Source organism: Macrococcoides goetzii, assembly GCF_002742385.2.
Classification (GTDB): Bacteria; Bacillota; Bacilli; order Staphylococcales; family Staphylococcaceae; genus Macrococcoides; species Macrococcoides goetzii.
Genome location: NZ_MJBI02000001.1, coordinates 288161 through 308210 on the forward strand (window position 1 = coordinate 288161; position 20050 = coordinate 308210).

The 20050-nt window shown below is 35.1% G+C and carries 22 protein-coding genes; 20 read left to right on the plus strand and 2 right to left on the minus strand.

Going from position 1 to position 20050, the window contains the following annotated elements; genetic code table 11:
* Nucleotides 1–20 precede the first annotated feature (20 nt).
* Nucleotides 21–269, minus strand: coding sequence for a 30S ribosomal protein S20 (gene rpsT / locus BFS35_RS01480; protein WP_096076311.1), 249 nt, complete (start codon nt 267–269; stop codon nt 21–23).
* Nucleotides 270–444: 175 nt separating this feature from the next.
* On the opposite strand from rpsT, the gene lepA reads away from it, so the two are divergent.
* The 20 genes from lepA to recO all read left to right on the plus strand — a co-directional run bounded on the left by lepA (nt 445) and on the right by recO (nt 18472).
* Nucleotides 445–2268, plus strand: a complete 1824-nt coding sequence (gene lepA / locus BFS35_RS01485; protein WP_099578523.1) for a translation elongation factor 4 — start codon at nt 445–447, stop codon at nt 2266–2268.
* A gap of 60 nt (nt 2269–2328) precedes the next feature.
* Entirely contained in the window at nt 2329–3444 is a 1116-nt protein-coding gene (gene hemW, locus BFS35_RS01490; RefSeq protein ID WP_099578522.1) for a radical SAM family heme chaperone HemW, read from the plus strand.
* Between the two features lie 124 nt (nt 3445–3568).
* A complete protein-coding gene (hrcA, locus tag BFS35_RS01495) occupies nt 3569–4516 on the plus strand; it encodes a heat-inducible transcriptional repressor HrcA (RefSeq protein ID WP_099578520.1) in 948 nt (315 codons plus the stop codon).
* A gap of 13 nt (nt 4517–4529) precedes the next feature.
* Entirely contained in the window at nt 4530–5114 is a 585-nt protein-coding gene (grpE, locus tag BFS35_RS01500) for a nucleotide exchange factor GrpE (protein WP_099578518.1), read from the plus strand.
* Nucleotides 5115–5167: 53 nt separating this feature from the next.
* On the plus strand, nt 5168–6994 hold the full coding sequence (gene dnaK, locus BFS35_RS01505) for a molecular chaperone DnaK (protein WP_099578516.1): 1827 nt from the start codon (nt 5168–5170) through the stop codon (nt 6992–6994).
* A 91-nt stretch (nt 6995–7085) separates the two neighbouring features.
* Nucleotides 7086–8204 carry a molecular chaperone DnaJ gene (gene dnaJ / locus BFS35_RS01510; RefSeq protein WP_099578514.1) on the plus strand — a complete coding sequence of 373 codons (1119 nt, stop codon included), beginning with the start codon at nt 7086–7088 and terminating at the stop codon, nt 8202–8204.
* Between the two features lie 2 nt (nt 8205–8206).
* Complete coding sequence (gene prmA / locus BFS35_RS01515; RefSeq protein WP_099578512.1) at nt 8207–9142, plus strand: 50S ribosomal protein L11 methyltransferase; 936 nt, start codon at nt 8207–8209, stop codon at nt 9140–9142.
* Nucleotide 9143: 1 nt separating this feature from the next.
* Entirely contained in the window at nt 9144–9881 is a 738-nt protein-coding gene (locus tag BFS35_RS01520; RefSeq protein ID WP_099578510.1) for a 16S rRNA (uracil(1498)-N(3))-methyltransferase, read from the plus strand.
* A gap of 136 nt (nt 9882–10017) precedes the next feature.
* Entirely contained in the window at nt 10018–11373 is a 1356-nt protein-coding gene (mtaB, locus tag BFS35_RS01525) for a tRNA (N(6)-L-threonylcarbamoyladenosine(37)-C(2))-methylthiotransferase MtaB (protein WP_099578508.1), read from the plus strand.
* A 118-nt stretch (nt 11374–11491) separates the two neighbouring features.
* A complete protein-coding gene (gene rpsU, locus BFS35_RS01530; protein ID WP_041636032.1) occupies nt 11492–11668 on the plus strand; it encodes a 30S ribosomal protein S21 in 177 nt (58 codons plus the stop codon).
* Nucleotides 11669–11842: 174 nt separating this feature from the next.
* Nucleotides 11843–12472: an NfeD family protein gene (locus BFS35_RS01535; protein ID WP_099578506.1), complete on the plus strand. Its 630-nt coding sequence runs from the start codon at nt 11843–11845 to the stop codon at nt 12470–12472.
* Between the two features lie 18 nt (nt 12473–12490).
* Nucleotides 12491–13483, plus strand: coding sequence for a flotillin-like protein FloA (floA, locus tag BFS35_RS01540; protein ID WP_099578504.1), 993 nt, complete (start codon nt 12491–12493; stop codon nt 13481–13483).
* An 11-nt stretch (nt 13484–13494) separates the two neighbouring features.
* Complete coding sequence (locus BFS35_RS01545; RefSeq protein ID WP_099578502.1) at nt 13495–14076, plus strand: hypothetical protein; 582 nt, start codon at nt 13495–13497, stop codon at nt 14074–14076.
* Nucleotides 14077–14153: 77 nt separating this feature from the next.
* Nucleotides 14154–14582: a hypothetical protein gene (locus BFS35_RS01550; RefSeq protein WP_099578500.1), complete on the plus strand. Its 429-nt coding sequence runs from the start codon at nt 14154–14156 to the stop codon at nt 14580–14582.
* A 66-nt stretch (nt 14583–14648) separates the two neighbouring features.
* A complete protein-coding gene (locus tag BFS35_RS01555) occupies nt 14649–15593 on the plus strand; it encodes a PhoH family protein (RefSeq protein WP_099578499.1) in 945 nt (314 codons plus the stop codon).
* Nucleotides 15593–16057, plus strand: coding sequence for an rRNA maturation RNase YbeY (gene ybeY / locus BFS35_RS01560; protein WP_099578497.1), 465 nt, complete (start codon nt 15593–15595; stop codon nt 16055–16057). Before BFS35_RS01555 ends, ybeY begins: the two co-directional genes overlap by 1 nt.
* Nucleotides 16058–16059: 2 nt before the next feature.
* Nucleotides 16060–16404, plus strand: coding sequence for a diacylglycerol kinase family protein (locus BFS35_RS01565; protein WP_099578621.1), 345 nt, complete (start codon nt 16060–16062; stop codon nt 16402–16404).
* A gap of 10 nt (nt 16405–16414) precedes the next feature.
* A complete protein-coding gene (gene cdd / locus BFS35_RS01570; RefSeq protein WP_099578496.1) occupies nt 16415–16828 on the plus strand; it encodes a cytidine deaminase in 414 nt (137 codons plus the stop codon).
* Nucleotides 16818–17720: a GTPase Era gene (gene era / locus BFS35_RS01575; RefSeq protein ID WP_099578494.1), complete on the plus strand. Its 903-nt coding sequence runs from the start codon at nt 16818–16820 to the stop codon at nt 17718–17720. Before cdd ends, era begins: the two co-directional genes overlap by 11 nt.
* A complete protein-coding gene (gene recO / locus BFS35_RS01580) occupies nt 17720–18472 on the plus strand; it encodes a DNA repair protein RecO (protein WP_099578492.1) in 753 nt (250 codons plus the stop codon). Before era ends, recO begins: the two co-directional genes overlap by 1 nt.
* Nucleotides 18473–18650: 178 nt before the next feature.
* On the opposite strand, the gene BFS35_RS01585 is transcribed toward recO, so the two are convergent.
* Nucleotides 18651–20039, minus strand: coding sequence for a glycine--tRNA ligase (locus tag BFS35_RS01585; RefSeq protein WP_099578490.1), 1389 nt, complete (start codon nt 20037–20039; stop codon nt 18651–18653).
* Nucleotides 20040–20050: the final 11 nt, after the last annotated feature.

Genomic DNA, 20050 nt, shown 5'->3' on the forward strand with positions numbered 1-20050 from the left:
GGTCGCTTTTTTTATAAATATTATTTGTTACGCATAACTTGTGATTTTAAACGGTCAGCTTTGTTAGCGTGGATTAAGTTGCTTTTCGCAGCTTTATCAATCTTTTTAACAGCTACTTGTACTAATTCTGATTTATTGTCAGCGTTGTTTTCAATTGCCGCTTTTGCATTTTTCACAGCAGAACGCATATCATTCTTTTGAGAAATGTTTGCTTGTTGTGCTTTATTGTTAGTTGTAACACGTTTGATTGCAGATTTAATGTTTGGCATAATGTCACCTCCTAGAAATGTCTTGCACTTAAAATAGATATTTTGATTGCAACAAGAAATATTTTATCAAATTCAGACAGTATATGCAATCTATATTTTTTAAAACTCATTGAACAACTGTATAAGAGTTGTTATAATCAAATATACGTACAATTTAAGAAAGTTGGGCAAAAAGATGAATAATGAACAGCGTTTAAGCCGTCAGGAAAAAATAAGAAACTTCTCTATTATTGCGCATATCGATCATGGGAAATCGACTTTAGCAGATAGAATTTTAGAAAATACAAAATCTGTTGCTTCACGAGAGATGAAATCTCAATTGCTGGATTCTATGGATCTAGAGCGTGAACGTGGGATAACAATTAAACTGAACGCAGTACAATTAAATTATACAGCAAAAGATGGAGAAACATATATTTTCCATTTAATAGATACACCAGGACATGTCGATTTTACCTATGAAGTATCACGAAGTTTAGCGGCATGTGAAGGAGCTATATTGGTAGTTGATGCAGCCCAAGGTATCGAGGCACAGACATTAGCAAACGTTTATTTAGCTCTAGATAATGATTTAGAATTATTACCTGTTATTAATAAAATAGATTTACCTGCTGCTGAACCTGAACGTGTGCGTCAGGAAATTGAAGATGTGATTGGCTTGGATGCAAGTGAGGCAGTACTTGCTTCAGCTAAGGCAAATATCGGTATTGAGGAAATCTTAGAACAAATCGTTGAAAAAGTTCCAGCACCTATGGGCGATCCTGAAGCGCCATTAAAAGCTTTAATCTTTGATAGTGCATTTGATGCCTATCGCGGTGTAATCTCATCAATACGTATTATTGATGGCACTGTTAAAGCTGGAGATAAAATTAAAATGATGTCTACAGGTAAAACATTTGATGTGGTAGAAGTTGGAATCAATACACCGAAACAATTGCCTGTTTCTGAATTAACGGTCGGTGATGTAGGTTATATTGCAGCTTCAATTAAGAATGTTGCAGATTCAAGTGTAGGGGATACTATTACTTTAGCGGATAATCCAGCAGATGAACCCCTACAAGGTTATAAAAAGATGAATCCAATGGTATTCTGTGGTATTTATCCAATTGATACTGGACGATACAATGATTTAAGAGAAGCATTAGAGAAACTCCAATTAAATGATGCTTCTTTAGAATTTGAAGCTGAAACTTCTCAAGCTTTAGGTTTTGGTTTCCGTGTTGGTTTCTTAGGATTATTACATATGGAAATTATTCAGGAACGTATTGAACGTGAATTCGGCATTGAGTTAATTGCAACAGCTCCATCTGTTATTTACAAGTGTGAAATGACAGATAAGAGTGAAGTAATTGTAGATAATCCTTCAAAAATGCCAGACCCTCAAAAGATTGATAAAATTTATGAACCATATGTAAAAGCGAGTATTATGGTACCGAATGATTATGTCGGTTCCGTAATGGAATTATGCCAAAGAAAACGTGGTAACTTTCAGACGATGGACTACATGGACGATATTCGTGTAAATATCATCTATGAAATTCCATTATCAGAAGTCGTATTCGATTTCTTTGATCAGTTAAAATCAAATACTAAAGGATATGCCTCTTTTGATTATGAATTAATTGGCTATCAGGAAAGTCGCTTAGTGAAGATGGATATCTTACTCAATGGTGAAAGTGTCGATGCTTTAAGTTTCATCGTACATAGAGACTTTGCCTATGAACGTGGTAAAGTTATTGTAGAGAAACTCAAAACTTTAATTCCACGTCAACAATTTGAAGTGCCTGTTCAAGCTGCTATCGGACAAAAAATTGTTGCACGTACAAATATTAAATCAATCGGTAAAAACGTACTAGCTAAATGTTACGGTGGGGATATCTCACGTAAGCGTAAACTTTTAGAAAAACAAAAAGCCGGTAAAGCAAAGATGAAGGCAGTAGGTTCTGTGGAAATTCCACAAGATGCATTCCTAGCTGTGTTAAAAATGGACGAAGAATAGCAAAAAAACACGATTGTATCTTTCAAAGAGCAATCGTGTTTTCATTTTGGAGGTGGTAGCATGAGGAGTTTATATATTCATATTCCATTTTGCAATCGTATCTGTACGTATTGCGATTTCAATAAATTTTTAATTAAGAACCAACCAGTCGATGCATATCTAGATGCGCTTATTAAAGAGCTGGGAATGATTAGTGAGAAGGAAATTTATACAGTGTTTATCGGAGGTGGGACGCCGACAGCATTATCTGGCGTACAATTAGAACGATTGCTAAAATATATTACAGATAGATTTGTAATCACGAGTGAATTTACCGTTGAAGCGAATCCTGATGAATTAACAACCGATAAAATTGCTATTATGAAACGTTATGGTGTTAATCGTTTATCGCTTGGTGTGCAAACATTTAATAATCGTTTGTTGAAATCACTGGGTAGAACTCATGTAGAAAGTGACATTAAACGTGCTGTAGATGAAGCGAACCGTTTAGGAATTGAGTCAGTTAGCATCGATCTGATGTATCATTTACCGACACAGACACTTGAAGAGTGTCAATACGATCTAGAACAGGCGGTTCAGCTTAATATTAATCATATTTCGAGTTACTCACTCATTTTAGAACCCAAGACACAATTTTATAACCTCTACAAAAAAGGTATGCTGCAAATGCCTGATGAGACTCTCGCCCAGGATATGTATGAATATACAATGAAATTCCTAGCAGAACATGGGTTCCATCAATATGAAATCTCAAATTATGCTAAAGGAGATTTTGAGTCAAAGCACAACAAGGTCTATTGGGAAAATAAAGAATATTACGGTGCAGGAGCTGGCAGCCATGGATACATTGACCGCAAACGTTACTATAACGTAATACCTGTCCCACATTATATTAAAGCGATGAATACGGGTAGTGCTGTTAAAGAGATTATTCCAGTAGATATTGATGCTTCGATGGAAGAATTCATGTTCTTAGGATTGAGATTGAATAAAGGCATCAACATCAATGATTTCGAGAAAAGATATGATAGAAAATTTAATGATGTTTTTGGCACTGTAGTTCAAGGTTTGCTAAAAGAAGGTCAAATCATCGTTGAGGATAACCATGTCAAACTATCTGAACAAGGTAGAATGCATGGTAACGATGTGTTCGAAAAGTTCTTATTAACTGTGTAATATCACGGTTTTTAAGAACTTTTTTTCATTTTAAAAAAATTAAGTGTTATATGTTGACATACTTTGACCAATTTGATAAATTGTTATTAGCACTTGAAGTGATAGAGTGCTAACGAGGTGAATTATGCTAACAGATAGACAATTACATTTATTAAACGTAATTGTTGAGGATTTTGTTGATAGTGGATCACCTATCGGTTCGAAGAAACTGATTGAACAACATAATCTGGATGTTAGTCCTGCTACAATTAGAGCTGAGATGAAGCGATTAGAAGATCATGGTTTAATTGAAAAAATGCATTCTTCTAGTGGTAGAATTCCTTCAGAAGCGGGCTATAAGTTTTATGTTGAAGCGTTGCAAAAAGAATTTCCTTATGAAGAGAATTTTTTTATAGATCAGACAAACTTTGTTGATTTTAGAATGCTCGCTAAGGATATTGCGATGGATACACAATATCTATCAATTGCAACAACAACTGAAATCGATAAACGATCAATTTCACAGATTCATTTGACGTATTTAACACCGACTAATCTGGTATTAATTATTGTCTATGAAAATGGTAATGTTGAACATCAACAAATTTCATGGCAAGTACGTTTAACGAGACAAGAGATTGAGCGCATGAACAATTATCTAAACCAGAATTTACTTGCAATTATTGAAGGTAATATTCATTTAGATGTAAATCGAGAGGGCTTTAAACAGTTACCGCTTACGCATTTAAAATCTGAAATCGTAAAAAAAGCGCGTACAAAATCTCATACAATATATTTTGAAGGACGAGAATATTTGTATGAAATTATAGATTCTGATAATCTGAATGCTGTAAAAGAAACATTGAAATTAATTGATTCCGATGACTTACCGATTATTTTAAGTCAGGTTGAATCTGATCATATTCAGGTAACGTTAGGCCAGGAAATTGATAAAAACTTAGAAGGCATCTCAATTGTAACTTCACCGATTCATCTCCATAATATGAATGGTAAGATTGCGGTCATTGGACCGACACAAATGAGTTACCGAAAAGTCTTTAATAAATTAGCAAGTATTAATCACTTGTTATAAGGAGGTAAATATCTTGTCTGAAAAACATGAAGAACAAGCATTTGAAAAAACTGATCAAACAGATGAGTCGACTGAAGCAGTAGAACAGGATATAACTGAAACAGTTGCACCAGAAGCACCTGTTGAAGCTACTGAAGAAGATGAAACAACTGACGCACTCACTGAAACGAAAAAATCATTAGAAGCAGCAGAAGAGAAATATTTACGTCTTTATGCTGAATTTGAAAACTATAAAAAACGAACACGTGCAGAATTAGATACTGAAAGAACGTATCGTGCGCAAAGTGTACTGCGAGACATTTTACCAGCAATAGATAATATTGAACGCGCACTTGCACAAAAAGGTGAAAGTGAAGAATTTAAATCTTTACATAAAGGTGTAGAGATGGTTTATGAAAGTCTGTTAAGTTCATTGAAAGATAATGGGCTTGAAGTGATAGAAGCACTGTATCAACCATTTGATCCGAATTTACATCAGGCTGTAATGCAGGAACACGATGAAAGTAAGGATTCTGGAATTGTTTTGGATGAGCTTCAAAAAGGTTATAAATTAAAAGAACGTGTTTTAAGACCTTCAATGGTTAAAGTAAATGAGTAATCGTTCTTAAAAATTTTAAAAAATTAATTTTAAAATAATGGAGGAATTATATAATGAGTAAAGTAATTGGTATTGACTTAGGAACAACAAATTCATGTGTATCTGTATTAGAAGGTGGCGAACCGAAAGTAATCGCTAACCCTGAAGGTAACCGTACTACACCATCAGTAGTAGCATTCAAAAATGGTGAAACGCAAGTTGGTGAAGTAGCAAAACGTCAAGCTATCACTAACCCAAACACGATCATCTCAATCAAACGTCATATGGGTACAGAACATAAAGAAAATATTGATGGTAAACAATATTCACCACAAGAAATTTCAGCAATGATCTTACAAAACTTAAAAGCAACTGCAGAAAGCTATTTAGGAGAAAAAGTATCTAAAGCAGTTATCACAGTTCCAGCTTATTTTAACGATGCAGAACGTCAGGCAACAAAAGACGCTGGTAAAATCGCTGGATTAGAAGTTGAACGTATTATCAACGAACCAACTGCTGCAGCACTTGCATACGGTTTAGATAAAACTGATAAAGAACAAAAAGTATTAGTATTTGACTTAGGTGGCGGTACGTTTGACGTATCTATCTTAGAACTTGGAGACGGTGTATTTGAAGTATTATCTACTGCTGGTGATAACCGTTTAGGTGGAGATGACTTTGACCAGGTAATCATCGACTTCTTAGTTGCAGAATTCAAAAAAGAAAATGGATTAGATTTATCAAGTGATAAAATGGCGATGCAACGTTTAAAAGATGCTGCTGAAAAAGCGAAGAAAGATTTATCAGGTGTATCTTCAACTCAAATCTCATTACCGTTTATCTCAGCTGGAGAAGCTGGACCATTACACTTAGAAGTAACTTTATCACGTGCGAAATTTGAAGATTTATCTCGTGAATTAGTTGAACGTACAATGGGACCAACGCGTCAAGCAATGAAAGACGCTGGATTATCTAATTCAGATATCGATGAAGTATTATTAGTTGGTGGATCTACACGTATTCCAGCTGTACAGGAAGCAATCAAAAAAGAATTAGGTAAAGAGCCGAATAAAGGTGTAAACCCAGACGAAGTTGTAGCGATGGGTGCTGCTATTCAAGGTGGTGTCTTAACTGGTGATGTTCAGGATATCGTATTATTAGACGTAACACCATTATCATTAGGTATTGAAACAATGGGTGGCGTTTCTACTGTATTAATTGAACGTAATACAACGATTCCGACATCTAAATCACAAGTATTCTCTACAGCGGCAGATAACCAGCCTGCAGTAGATATTCACGTATTACAAGGTGAGCGTCAAATGGCTGCGGATAACAAAACATTAGGTCGTTTCCAATTAACTGATATTCCACCAGCACCACGTGGTATGCCTCAAATCGAAGTAACATTCGATATCGATAAAAACGGTATCGTTAACGTTACAGCGAAAGATTTAGGCACTCAAAAAGAACAAAAAATTACTATCCAATCTTCATCTTCATTAAGCGACGAAGAAATCGATCGTATGGTTAAAGATGCAGAAGCTAACGCTGAAGCAGATAAAAAACGTCGTGAAGAAGTTGACATACGCAATGAAGCAGATCAATTAGTATTTGCTACTGATAAAGCGATTAAAGATTTAGAAGGTAAAGTGGATGCTGCAGAAGTTGAAAAAGCAGAAGCTGCTAAAGAAGATCTTAAAAAGGCTTTAGAAGGCAATGATATTGAAGATATTAAGGCTAAAAAAGATAGTTTAAATGAAATCGTTCAGGCATTATCTATGAAATTATATGAAGAGATGGCTGCACAACAAGGTGCTGAAGGTGCTCAAAACACAAATCCTGAAGATGATGTAGTAGATGCAGACTTTACTGAAGTTAAAGATGACGATAAAAAATAATAAGTAATAACATAAAGTCAAAGTCAATTTATTGACTTTGGCTTTTTCTTTCAGCATATTTAACTAAGTAGTAAGAAAAGGAGAATGAAAAGTGGCGAAAAGAGATTATTATGAAGTCCTAGGTTTACAAAAAGGTGCTTCTAAAGAAGAGATTAAACGTGCATATAAAAAACTATCAAAAAAATATCATCCGGACATCAATAAAGAAGAGGATGCAGATGTAAAGTTTAAAGAAATCGCAGAAGCATATGAAGTATTAAGTGACGATCAGAAGAAAGCACAGTATGATCAATTTGGTCACGCAGGTATGGGCCAAGGTGCTGGATTTGGTGGTCAGGACTTTGGCGGTTTCGGTGGATTTGAAGATATCTTCAGTTCATTTTTTGGCGGTGGTGCTAGACGTGATCCGAATGCACCTCGAAAAGGTGATGACTTACAATATCAGATGAATATATCTTTTGAAGAAGCAGTATTTGGTGCTGAAAAAGAAATATCAGTTAAAAAAGAAGTGACTTGTGATACATGTGGAGGCAGCGGTGCAAAACCAGGTACTGAAGTGCATACTTGTAAAACGTGTCATGGACGTGGTAATGTACAGGTTGAACAAAATACGCCATTTGGTCGTGTAAGAACTGAACGACCATGTCATGATTGTGGCGGTACTGGTAAAACATTTGATGAAAAATGTCATGATTGTGGCGGTACAGGTCGAGTAATTAAGACCGTTAAAATTAAAGTAACTGTTCCAGCTGGAGTTGATACTGGACAACAAATTCGTTTAGCGGGTCAAGGTGAGCCGGGTATTAATGGTGGTCCTGCTGGTGATCTATATGTCGTCTTCAAAGTTGCTGACCATGCTCATTTTGAACGTGCAGGGGAAGATATTTTCTATACATTAAACTTATCAATCGCTCAAGCAGCGCTTGGTGATGAAGTGGAAGTGCCTACGCTTGACGGAAAAGCAAAGATTACAATTCCATCTGGAACACAAACTGGTAAACGCTTCAGATTAAAAGAAAAAGGTATTCAAAATGTACACGGCTATGGTAAGGGTGACTTATATGTCACTGTCAATGTAGTAACACCTGTGAAGATGACGAATAGACAAGCAGAATTATTAAGAGAATTTGCTGAAATAGATGGTACGGAAATTAACGAACAACCTTCAAACTTTTTCGATAAAACAAAACGCTTCTTTAAAGGAGAATAATAATGAACTATAAAGAAATAACATTGATGGTTAACCATGAGCTTGAACCATTTATAGCTGATATATTAAATGAAGTTGGTGCAAATGGTGTTGTTATAGAAGATAGTTTAGAACTTGTTAAAGGTCGTATTGAGACGTACGGTGAAATCTATGAGTTAAATCCGGATGATTACCCAGAATCTGATGTGCGTGTAAAAGTGTATTTTAGTGAATTAGATTATTCTGATGCAATCATTGATGTAATTAAAGAAAAGATTAATGGATTACAGGATGTTGAAGTCTCAAGATTAGAAATTTCTACAGATGAAGTTCAGGAAGAAGACTGGGCAAATGAATGGAAGAATCATTTTCATGCATTTAAAGCTTCAGAAAGTTTTGTTGTTGTACCAAGCTGGGAAAATTATGAGAAACAAAATGATGACGAGTTTATCATTAAGCTTGATCCGGGCATGGCATTTGGTACAGGCGATCATGCTACAACATCGATGTGTTTAAAATTAATAGAGAAATATGTTCAACCAAATCAATCTGTTATTGATGTCGGTACTGGTTCAGGTATTTTAAGTATAGCAGCGCATCAATTAGGTGCTGCACCCATTAAAGCGCTGGATCTAGATAGTGTTGCAGTACGTGTTGCTGTGGATAACTTTGAAAAAAATGATTGTGCTGATGCGATTCAAGCGGAACCAGGCAACTTATTAAAAGGTGAAAGTGAAAAACGTGATGTCATTTTTGCAAATATTTTAGCACATATTGTTGATCTAATGATTGATGATAGCTATGCATTATTGAATGATAATGGATTACTGATCACTTCAGGTATCATTTTAGAAAAAGAAGAAATGATCGTTGAACATTTGGAACGCGTTGGTTATAAGATAGAAGAAATTACGCGTGAAAATGGCTGGATTGCGATTGCCGCTAGAAAAGAGGCATAATATGCAGCGATATTTTCTAAATACTGAAGCTGAAAATAATAAAAACTATGCGATCATTGATAAAGATGATGTTCATCATATAAAAAATGTGATGCGTCAAACTGTCGGAAATAAAATTATCATTAATTTTATCAATGCTAGTTTTATAAGTGAAATTACTGCTATTGATAATCAAATTACAGTAATAACCCGTGAACAATTAGAGCTATGTACAGAACTCCCTGTTCAAGTTACGATAGCGAGCGGTTTATTAAAGAACGATAAATATGAATGGATGATTCAAAAAGCGACTGAACTCGGTGCATATCGCTTCCTGCCTTTTATATCTGATCATTCTGTGATTAAGCTGGATGAAAAGAAAATGGCAAAAAAGGTAGAAAGATTTCAGAAGATAATAAAGGAAGCAGCAGAACAAAGTTATCGTCAAATGATACCTGAAATTAAAGTTGTAAAGAATAGCACTGCTTTAACAGCATTACTAGATGATTATGATGTTGTACTCGTTGCATACGAAGAAACTGCTAAGAATGGTGAAACATCTACGCTTAATCAGACATTAAAAAGACTAGAATCTGGCACGAAGGTAATCGTTATCTTTGGACCAGAAGGTGGTTTGAGTGAAACAGAGATTAAACAATTTAATGCACCGACAATTGGTTTAGGACCTAGAATACTACGTGCAGAAACTGCTCCACTATATTTACTGAGTGCGATGAGTTATCATATTGAACTATCATAAAAATTTATTATAAAAGACAGTGTGATGGACATAGCATCCCACTGTCTTTTATAATGATTAGATTGAAATTCCTATCAATTAATGTTATTTTTATATAATGTGATTTATTGAACGAAAATAAAATGAGGTGAAATAAATGGCAACTGTTGCCTTCCATACTTTAGGATGTAAAGTAAACCATTATGAAACTGAAGCCATCTGGCAATTATTTAAAGAAGCATCATATGAGCGTGTGGATTTTGAAACAAATGCAGACGTTTATGTGATTAATACCTGTACCGTGACAAATACCGGGGATAAGAAAAGTCGTCAGGTTATTCGTCGTGCCATCAGACGTAATCCGGAAGCGGTTATTTGTGTAACTGGTTGTTATGCGCAAACATCGTCAGCTGAAATTATGGATATAGCGGGTGTTGATATCGTTGTCGGTACACAAGATCGAAATAAGATGTTACCGTATATTGAACAGTTTAGAAATGAAAGACAACCGATTAACGGCGTTACAAATATTATGAAGAATCGTACGTACGAAGAGCTAGACGTACCATATTTTACTGATAGAACACGTGCATCACTGAAGATTCAGGAAGGCTGTAATAATTTCTGTACATTCTGTATCATCCCATGGGCAAGAGGGTTGATGCGTTCGAGAGACCCGAAAGAAGTTGTAAGACAAGCAACACAGCTTGTTCAATCTGGTTATCAGGAAATTGTCTTAACAGGTATCCACACAGGTGGTTATGGTGAAGATTTAAAAGATTATAATCTTGCACAACTGCTTCGTGACTTAGAAACGATTGATGGATTAAAACGTATCCGTATCTCATCTATTGAAGCAAGTCAATTAACGGATGAAGTGATTGATGTCATCAATAAAAGTGAAAAAGTCGTGCGTCACTTGCATATTCCACTGCAATCTGGGAGTGATACAGTATTAAAACGTATGCGTCGTAAATATACGATGGAACACTTCTCAGAAAGATTAAGAAAATTACATGCAATTATGCCTGGTCTTGCTGTGACAAGTGACGTTATTGTTGGATTCCCTGGTGAGACAGAGGAAGAATTCCAGGAAACATATGATTTTATTCAGAACCACGGTTTTTCTGAACTGCATGTTTTTCCATATTCAATGCGAACTGGTACACCAGCAGCGCGTATGACAGATCAAATTGATGAGAATGTGAAAAATGAACGCGTACATCGCTTAATTAGTCTGTCAGATCAGCTTGCTAAAGAATATGCTAGCAGATTTGAAGGTGAAGTATTAGAGGTTATACCTGAAGAAAAGGCAAGTGTTGAAAATATGTTGGTCGGTTACACTGATAATTACTTAAAGGTACAATTTGAAGCTGATGAAAGCTTGATTGGTGAACTTGTAAAAGTTAAGATAACTGAAGTTGGCTATCCGATGAATAAAGGACAGTTTGTTAAAGTAATTCCAAATATATATAAAAAGGTTACAGAAAATAAGGAACTTACTGTAAATTAAAAAATGAGTGTTGACCGTAGATTGATAATCTATTATAATATTTTAGTACATAGAAATATTTATTTAAATAAATCTATGTTTAATATGTTCCGTTGATATTTGGAGGGAGGGAAATTAAATGTCTAAAACTGTAGTTCGTAAAAACGAATCAATCGAAGATGCTTTACGTCGTTTCAAACGTACTGTTTCAAAAAATGGTACAATTCAAGAAGTTCGTAAACGTGAATTCTACGAAAAACCAAGTGTTAAACGTAAAAAGAAATCAGAAGCAGCACGTAAACGTAAATTTAAATAATAATTGCTCCCTCAAATATTATTTATAGATAGACACACCACATTTGTGGTGTGTTTTTTGTTTTTTAAAAAAGTATGTATAATTGATGTTCAACCTTAAATTTACCTTAAAAACGCTATTAATTTACAGACTATTAAATAATTTCAGTTATAATATAAGTAAGGAGGTGTTTGATTGGAAATCAGTACATATGATTATGTGATATTACTGCTCATGATTATTATGGTATCTACAGGTCTGTGGCAATTGTATTCACCGAAACTAGGTATTTCAGGCATCATCAGTAGTATTGCTGCAATTAGTTTTCTTGGACTAAATTTATTTAATAACCAGATGGAAGCATTATCAATAATCTTGTTTTTAGGTGGTATTATTTTAGTAGTCCTGGAGCTTTTTGTTGTGGGAGCAATATTAGGTATTATAGGCATGCTAAGCATTATTACAAGTTTTTTACTGATTGGTGATAATGTCGCTAAAATGGGTGTTTTTGTAGCAATTTGTTTAATTATTGCAATTGTAGAGTGGGTGATCTTAGTGAAATTTTTAAAGAAGACGATACCGATTTTCTCTCAAGTTGTCCTCTATGATTCAACGAATAAAGAGTCAGGATACACATCTCATGATGATAGAAGCTATCTTGTTGGACAAACCGCAACTACATTAACTGAACTACGTCCTTCAGGTATTATTATTCATCAAGGGAAACGTATTGATGCTGTAAGTGATGGTGCATTTATTAAACGTGAGAAAGAAGTTCGTATCATTGAAGTGGAAGGCACAAGAGTTGTAGTAACAGAAATATAATAAACAGGAGTGAACTTTATGGCAGGATTAATAACAATCGGTATTATAGCATTTGTAGTTCTAATTCTATTAATGATTTTATTTTCATTTGTACCTGTTGGTTTATGGATCTCGGCATTAGCTGCTGGCGTTAAAGTTGGTATCGGAACATTAGTTGGAATGCGTTTACGTCGTGTTTCTCCAAGACGTGTTATCGATCCATTAATTAAAGCGCATAAAGCCGGATTACATTTAACGACAAATCAATTAGAGTCACATTATTTAGCGGGTGGTAACGTTGACCGCGTTGTCGATGCAATTATCGCTGCACAACGAGCTGATATCAATTTGCCGTTTGAACGCGGTGCAGCAATTGACTTAGCAGGTCGTGATGTATTAGAAGCAGTTCAAATGTCAGTTAACCCAAAAGTTATTGAAACACCTTTTATTGCGGGTGTTGCGATGAACGGTATTGAAGTGAAAGCGAAAGCGAGAATTACTGTACGTGCAAATATTGAACGCCTTGTCGGTGGTGCTGGTGAAGAAACAATCGTTGCCCGTGTTGGTGAAGGGATCGTCTCAACTATCGGTTCTAGTGCTTCACATACTTCAGTATTAGAAAATCCGGATATGATATCTCAGACCGTATTAGGTAAAGGATTAGATAGCGGAACAGCATTCGAAATTCTATCGATTGATATTGCAGACGTAGATATTGGTAAGAACATTGGTGCAGACTTACAGACTGAACAAGCATTAGCAGATAAAAATATTGCACAGGCAAAAGCAGAGGAACGTCGTGCAATGGCCGTTGCTCAAGAACAAGAGATGAAAGCGAAGGTTCAGGAAATGAGAGCGAAAGTAGTAGAAGCTGAAGCTGAAGTACCTTTAGCAATGGCACAAGCATTAAAATCAGGAAATATCGGAGTAATGGATTATTATAACTTAAAGAATATTGAATCAGATACAGGAATGAGAAATTCTATTAATAAAATGACTGATCCGAATAGTAGTGACACTCCTAAAAAATAAAGGGTGATTAGATGGATGTAGGATTTATAATATTTATTATTTTTACTATTATTAGTGTAGTAACTTCACTCAATGAAAATGCTAATAAGAAGAAAGCAAATCAATCAAAACGTCCGATATCAACGAAGCAGCAAGTGAATTCTAAAAATGTATTCTCACAGTTACAACAATCAATCGGTAATTTAGAAAAAGAATTTACCGATTTTAAGAATAATCCGGAAGCAAAATTAAAGGAAATTGAGAAGCGTATTGATGCAGGTTCTAAGCAAACTCGAAAATTAGAACAACAAGTGAAAAATAAAGCATCTGAAGTAAAGGATCAAAAACGTCCAGTGGAACGCTCGGCTGCTAAGAAAATTCAGGCATTCGAAGAAAAAATTCAGACTAAAGAAAAATTATCGCTAGCTGAACGTATTGCGAAAATTGAAGCAGACCCGCATTTGTCACCAAGACAGAAGATGAATCGTATTAATATGATCCGTATGGAAGACGATATTGATAGAGCAGGTTCACTTGTAGATTTCACACCAGAAAATACGCTTAAAGGGATTATTTACAGTGAAATACTCGGCCCTCCAAAAGCTAGAAGATAATACTATGGTGCGCAAAATAATTTGCGTATCATAGTTATTTTTTTGAAATTTTTGATAAAATAAAAGAGGGTGATATTATGATCTATAAAAGTCGCATCAACAATTTCCAGAAAGTAATGGTTTTTATCGTTAGCATTTTAATCATTTTAGCGTGTATTATGAATTTCTTGACGAGTGGGATTGCTTCAATTGTAATCGGAATAATATTAATCTATATCCTCTTACATGAATATTATGTAATTCAAACGAATTATTTAGTGATAAAAAAAGGATTAGAATCAACTCAGATAAATATATTGAATATTGATTTATTAAATATTGTGCGTGTTAAAAATATAACGTATATCGAAATTGTTAGAAAAAATAAAAAGATTGTTGTAAAACCCGTCGATGCAGAACGTTTTATACAACATCTGTTAACTATTAATCCGAATATTCATGTACAAAATATGAAAAAATTAACAAAACAGGTTATGCAGCCTGTCGTTGAAGAAACTGTCCAGTAATAATTAATTGTTTGTTATTCATGAGTTTGATAAAGTTAAATTAACAATAATTAAAGGAGTTTTTGAATGTCTCAAATTATCCGCTTCGATAATATCAATGAAGCTCAAGCATTGCTTGGTAACCAAGATGAACACCTGAAGTTTTTAGAAGAATCATTTGATGTTGAGATTCATACTAGAGGTCAGGAATTAACGATATATGGTGAAGATGAGAAAGTAGTCGTTGCTGAAAGCGTAGTGAAAAGTCTTTTATCTGTTATCCGTAAAGGCACTTCCATTTCTTTACGTGACGTTCAGTCTGCTGTACAGATGGCAACAAATGGCACCTTGCAGTATTTAAGTGATCTATATGATGAAGAAATCACGAAAGATGCTTTTGGTAAACCGATTCGAGCTAAGACGATGGGACAAAGACTGTATATTCGTCATATCAAACATAATGATCTCGTCTTTGGCATAGGTCCGGCAGGTACAGGTAAGACGTTTTTAGCTGTTGTTATGGCTGCCCAAGCGTTAAGAAATGGTAAAGTGAAGCGCATCGTTCTAACGCGTCCTGCAGTAGAAGCAGGTGAATCATTAGGATTTCTGCCTGGAGATTTAAAAGAAAAAGTTGATCCATATTTAAGACCATTGTACGATGGATTACACTTTGTATTAGGTGCTGAACATACAGCACGTTTAATGGAACGTGGTGTGATCGAAATTGCACCGCTGGCATATATGCGTGGTAGAACTTTAGAAGATGCTTTTGTTATCTTAGATGAAGCACAGAATACTACGCATGCGCAGATGAAAATGTTTCTAACACGCTTAGGATTTGGTTCAAAGATGGTTATAACAGGCGATGAAACACAGATCGATTTACCAAAAGGTGTAAAGAGTGGCTTAGTGGAAGCTGTTCAGAGACTTGGTAAAGTGAGTGGTATTGAAGTGCATCATTTTGATGCTGCCGATGTTGTGAGACATCCATTAGTTGGGAAGATTATTAATGCATATGAAGGTGATGAATAATGTTAACAGTTGATTTTATAGATGATAATGAAATGATAGCTGTAGATCATTTAACAGAAATTGAAAAGTTATTGCAATTTGCTGCAGATCAAGAGGGAATCCATGAAGAAGCTGAAGTTGCTGTATCTTTTGTCGATGAAGATGAGATTCAAAGTATCAATAAAGCATATCGTGATAAGGATAGTGTTACAGATGTCATAAGCTTTGCCTTAGAAGAAGGGGAAGATGAAGATTTTGAAATGCCGGATGCACCACGTGTTTTAGGTGACATTATTATTTGTGTTAAACGCGCCGAAGAGCAGGCAGAAGAATATGGTCATTCTTTTGAACGTGAATTAGGATTCCTATCAGTTCATGGACTATTACATCTTTTAGGCTATGATCATATGAACGAAGCAGATGAGAAAAAAATGTTTGGACGTCAGGATGAAATATTAAATGCTTACGGCTTAACGAGAGAATGATGATGAAACGATTTTTATATCCGATACAAGGTTTCATAACACTCTTAAAAAAAGATGTTAATTTTGTGATTCATTTAATTGCTGCAGTAATGGTAATTATCTTTTCATTTTATTTTCAAATTACAAAAGTAGAATGGATGTTTGTGATAATTGCAATTTTTTCTGTCTTATTTATGGAGGTTATAAATACATCAGTAGAATATGTCGTTGACCTTGTTACTGAAGATTATCATGAACTCGCCAAGCATGCTAAAGATACAGCAGCTTTTGCAGTTTTATTATCATCAATCATGAGTGCGATAATCGGAATTATTATTTTCATGCCTTATATAATCGAATTATTTTAGGAGGGATATTATGGATCTTAAAAATGAATGGCTAGATGGTGTTAAGACGGCACGAGAAAAAGCATATACACCGTATTCAAATTTTAAAGTGGGTGCATTTTTAATCGCTAAAGATGGTACGACATTTGATGGCTGCAATGTTGAGAATGCAGCATATGGTGATTGTATCTGTGCAGAACGTACTGCACTTGTCTCAGCAATTGCACAAGGATATAAACCAGGGGACTTTGAAGCGTTAGTTGTGACGACCGATACGCCTACACCATCATCTCCTTGTGGCTCATGCAGACAAGTAATCAAAGAACTATGCAATGATGAAATGCCAGTATACTTAACAAACATTAAAGGTGATGTAATCAAACGTACTGTAGATGATTTATTACCGTTAGGGTTTTCAGGAAGGGACTTAGAAGATGTCAAATAATTTTAAATCAGGATTTGTAGCGATAATTGGTAGACCCAATGTCGGAAAATCAACTTTTATGAACAAAGTGCTTGGACAAAAAGTTGCGATTATGTCAGATAAAGCACAGACCACAAGAAACAAAGTGCAAGGCGTACTAACAACAGAACAATCTCAAATCATATTTATCGATACGCCAGGTATTCATAAACCGAAACATGTATTAGGCGATTATATGATGAAGATTGCTAAAAATACATTACGAGAAGTTGATGCAATATTATTTATGGTGAATGTGGAAGAAAGTTTAGGACGTGGCGATGAATTTATCATTGAGCTATTAAAATCAAACAAAACACCGATTTTCTTAGTCTTAAATAAGATTGACAAGGTTCATCCGGATCAATTGATTAAAGAAATTGAAAAATATAAGGACTTGTTACCGTTCGCTGAAGTAGTGCCAATTTCAGCACTACAAGGAAATAACGTTGATCGATTAGTGGAAGTGATTGAAGGTTATATGCCGGAAGGCCCGATGTATTATCCGAAAGATACAATTTCAGATCATCCAGAAGAATTTATCGTAGCAGAATTAATTCGTGAAAAGGCCCTGCATTTAACAAGCCAGGAAATCCCGCATGCGATTGGTGTTCAGGTTGAAAAGATGACACGTGTTTCAGAAGATCAGGTAGATATTGAGGCGACTATATATATAGAACGTGATTCTCAAAAAGGGATTATTATCGGTAAGAAGGGTTCGATGTTAAAACAAATCGGTCAAAATGCACGAAAAGATATCGAAATGTTACTAGGCTCAAAAGTCTATCTGGAACTTTGGGTGAAAGTACAAAAAGATTGGCGTAATAAACCGAACTTTATTCGTCAAATCGGTTACAGAGAAGATGAATATTAATGCTTAAAAAGTCTGTTGGTATTGTTATCAAGAGAGTTGAATATGGTGATAATCATTTGATTATCACTTTTTTAAATGAAGCTGGTATAAAAGTAGCAGTGATGGCTAGAAATGCGCGTAAATCAACAAAGTTTGGTGCAGGTTTAGATTTGTTCTATGAAAATCTATTTATATTTTCACAATTTAAAGGAATGGGAACATTAAGTTCTGTAGATACAATAGAAAGTCATTATCCGATTCGTAGTGACATAATGAAGTTAACATATGCGCAATATATTGTTGAATTGATTGATAGAGGTCTCGATGATGATACGTCAAATAAACTGGTTTTTCAGTTATTGAAATTTGGCCTGGATAGGATTTCACAGGGTGATGATGAAGCATTAATTGCATTATTTGTTTCACTTAAGATGATGGCGCTTTATGGGTATGAACCCAACTTTAAATATAGTGTCCATGACGGTGCGATGGACCATAAAGATTTTGTCGCATATTCTTTTAAATATAACAGTGTCGTGACAAAGTTTGGAGAAATAGATGACCCTCATGCTATCCGTATCTCAAATAAAGCATTGTACATGCTCTATTTACTCGATGAAGTACCTCTGGATAAAGTAAGTGGAATGAAGATTAGTGACGAAGTTGTTCGAGAGATGGAATCACTTGTCTTTAAAATGTATGATGAATTTGTAGGCGTCTATTTGAAATCTCGCAAAATTATTGAACAGTTAAATCAGATGAATCAACAATAAAAAGAGGCTGGGACAGAAGTGTTCTGCCACAAGCAAAAACCGAACAAAACTAATAAATCGCTCTTTGATTTATAGTTTTTGTTCGGTTTTTGTCGTAGTGGCAACTGCTGTGCCGCCGTTTAAGCTGTTAAACAGAAGAGGGCTAAGACTTATGTCTCACCCTCTTTTAAAATTTATTTTAGAATTTAATTTTTTCTTCTAAGAATGATTTTACTTCACTGATTGGCATACGTACTTGTTCCATTGTGTCACGATCACGTACTGTTACTTGATTATCCTCTAATGAATCGAAGTCAAATGTAATACAGAATGGTGTACCGATTTCATCTTGACGTCTATAACGTTTACCGATTGATTGACTTTCATCAAAGTCAATCGCAAAGTATGCGCTTAATTCTTCGTAAACTTTCATTGCATCAGCAGACAATTTCTTACTTAATGGAAGGATTGCTGCCTTATAAGGCGCTAATGCAGGGTGGAAACGTAATACTGTACGTTTGTCATCACCTTCTAAAACTTCTTCATCATATGCATCACATAAGAATGCTAATGTTACACGGTCAGCACCTAATGATGGTTCAATAACATAAGGTACGTATTTTTCACCTGTTTCCTGATCGTGATATTTGAAGTCATCATTTGATGCATTCATATGAGCTGTTAAGTCAAAATCAGTACGGCTTGCGATTCCCCATAATTCTCCCCAACCAAATGGGAATTTATATTCGATATCCGTTGTTGCATTTGAGTAGTGAGATAACTCATCTTCGTCATGGTCGCGTAGCTTAGTATTTTCTTCTTTAATGCCAAGATCTTTTAACCATTTAGCAGAAAATTCTTTCCAGTATGTCTGCCATTCTATTTCAGTACCAGGCTTACAGAAGAATTCTAATTCCATTTGTTCAAACTCACGTGTACGGAAAATAAAGTTTCCTGGTGTAATCTCATTTCGGAATGATTTACCGATTTGAGCGATACCGAACGGTAATTTCTTACGCATAGAACGTTGCACGTTCTTATAGTTCACGAATATACCTTGTGCTGTTTCGGGACGTAAGAAGATTTCATTAGTAGAAGATTCAGTAACGCCCTGGAATGTTTTAAACATTAAGTTAAACTGACGAATTTCGGTCCAGTTTGCAGTACCTGATTCAGGACAAACAATACCTTTTTCGTCGATAAACTGCTTCATTTCGTCAAAGCTCATACCATCAGCAATAAAGTGTTCATCACCTTGAGCATGCATGTAGTCTTCAATTAATTTATCCGCACGATAACGAATTTTTGAGTCTTTATTATCAATCATAGGATCATTGAAGTTTGATAAGTGTCCACTTGCTTCCCATGTTTTTGGATTCATTAAGATTGCTGCATCTAATCCAACATTATAAGGTGATTGCTGAACAAATTTTTGCCACCATGCACGTTTCACATTATTTTTTAGTTCTACACCTAGAGGACCGTAATCCCATGTGTTTGCTAACCCTCCGTAAATTTCACTGCCAGGAAATACAAATCCACGATGTTTTGCAAGATTAACGATTGTTTCCATTTTGTTTTCAGTCATGTTGATATCCT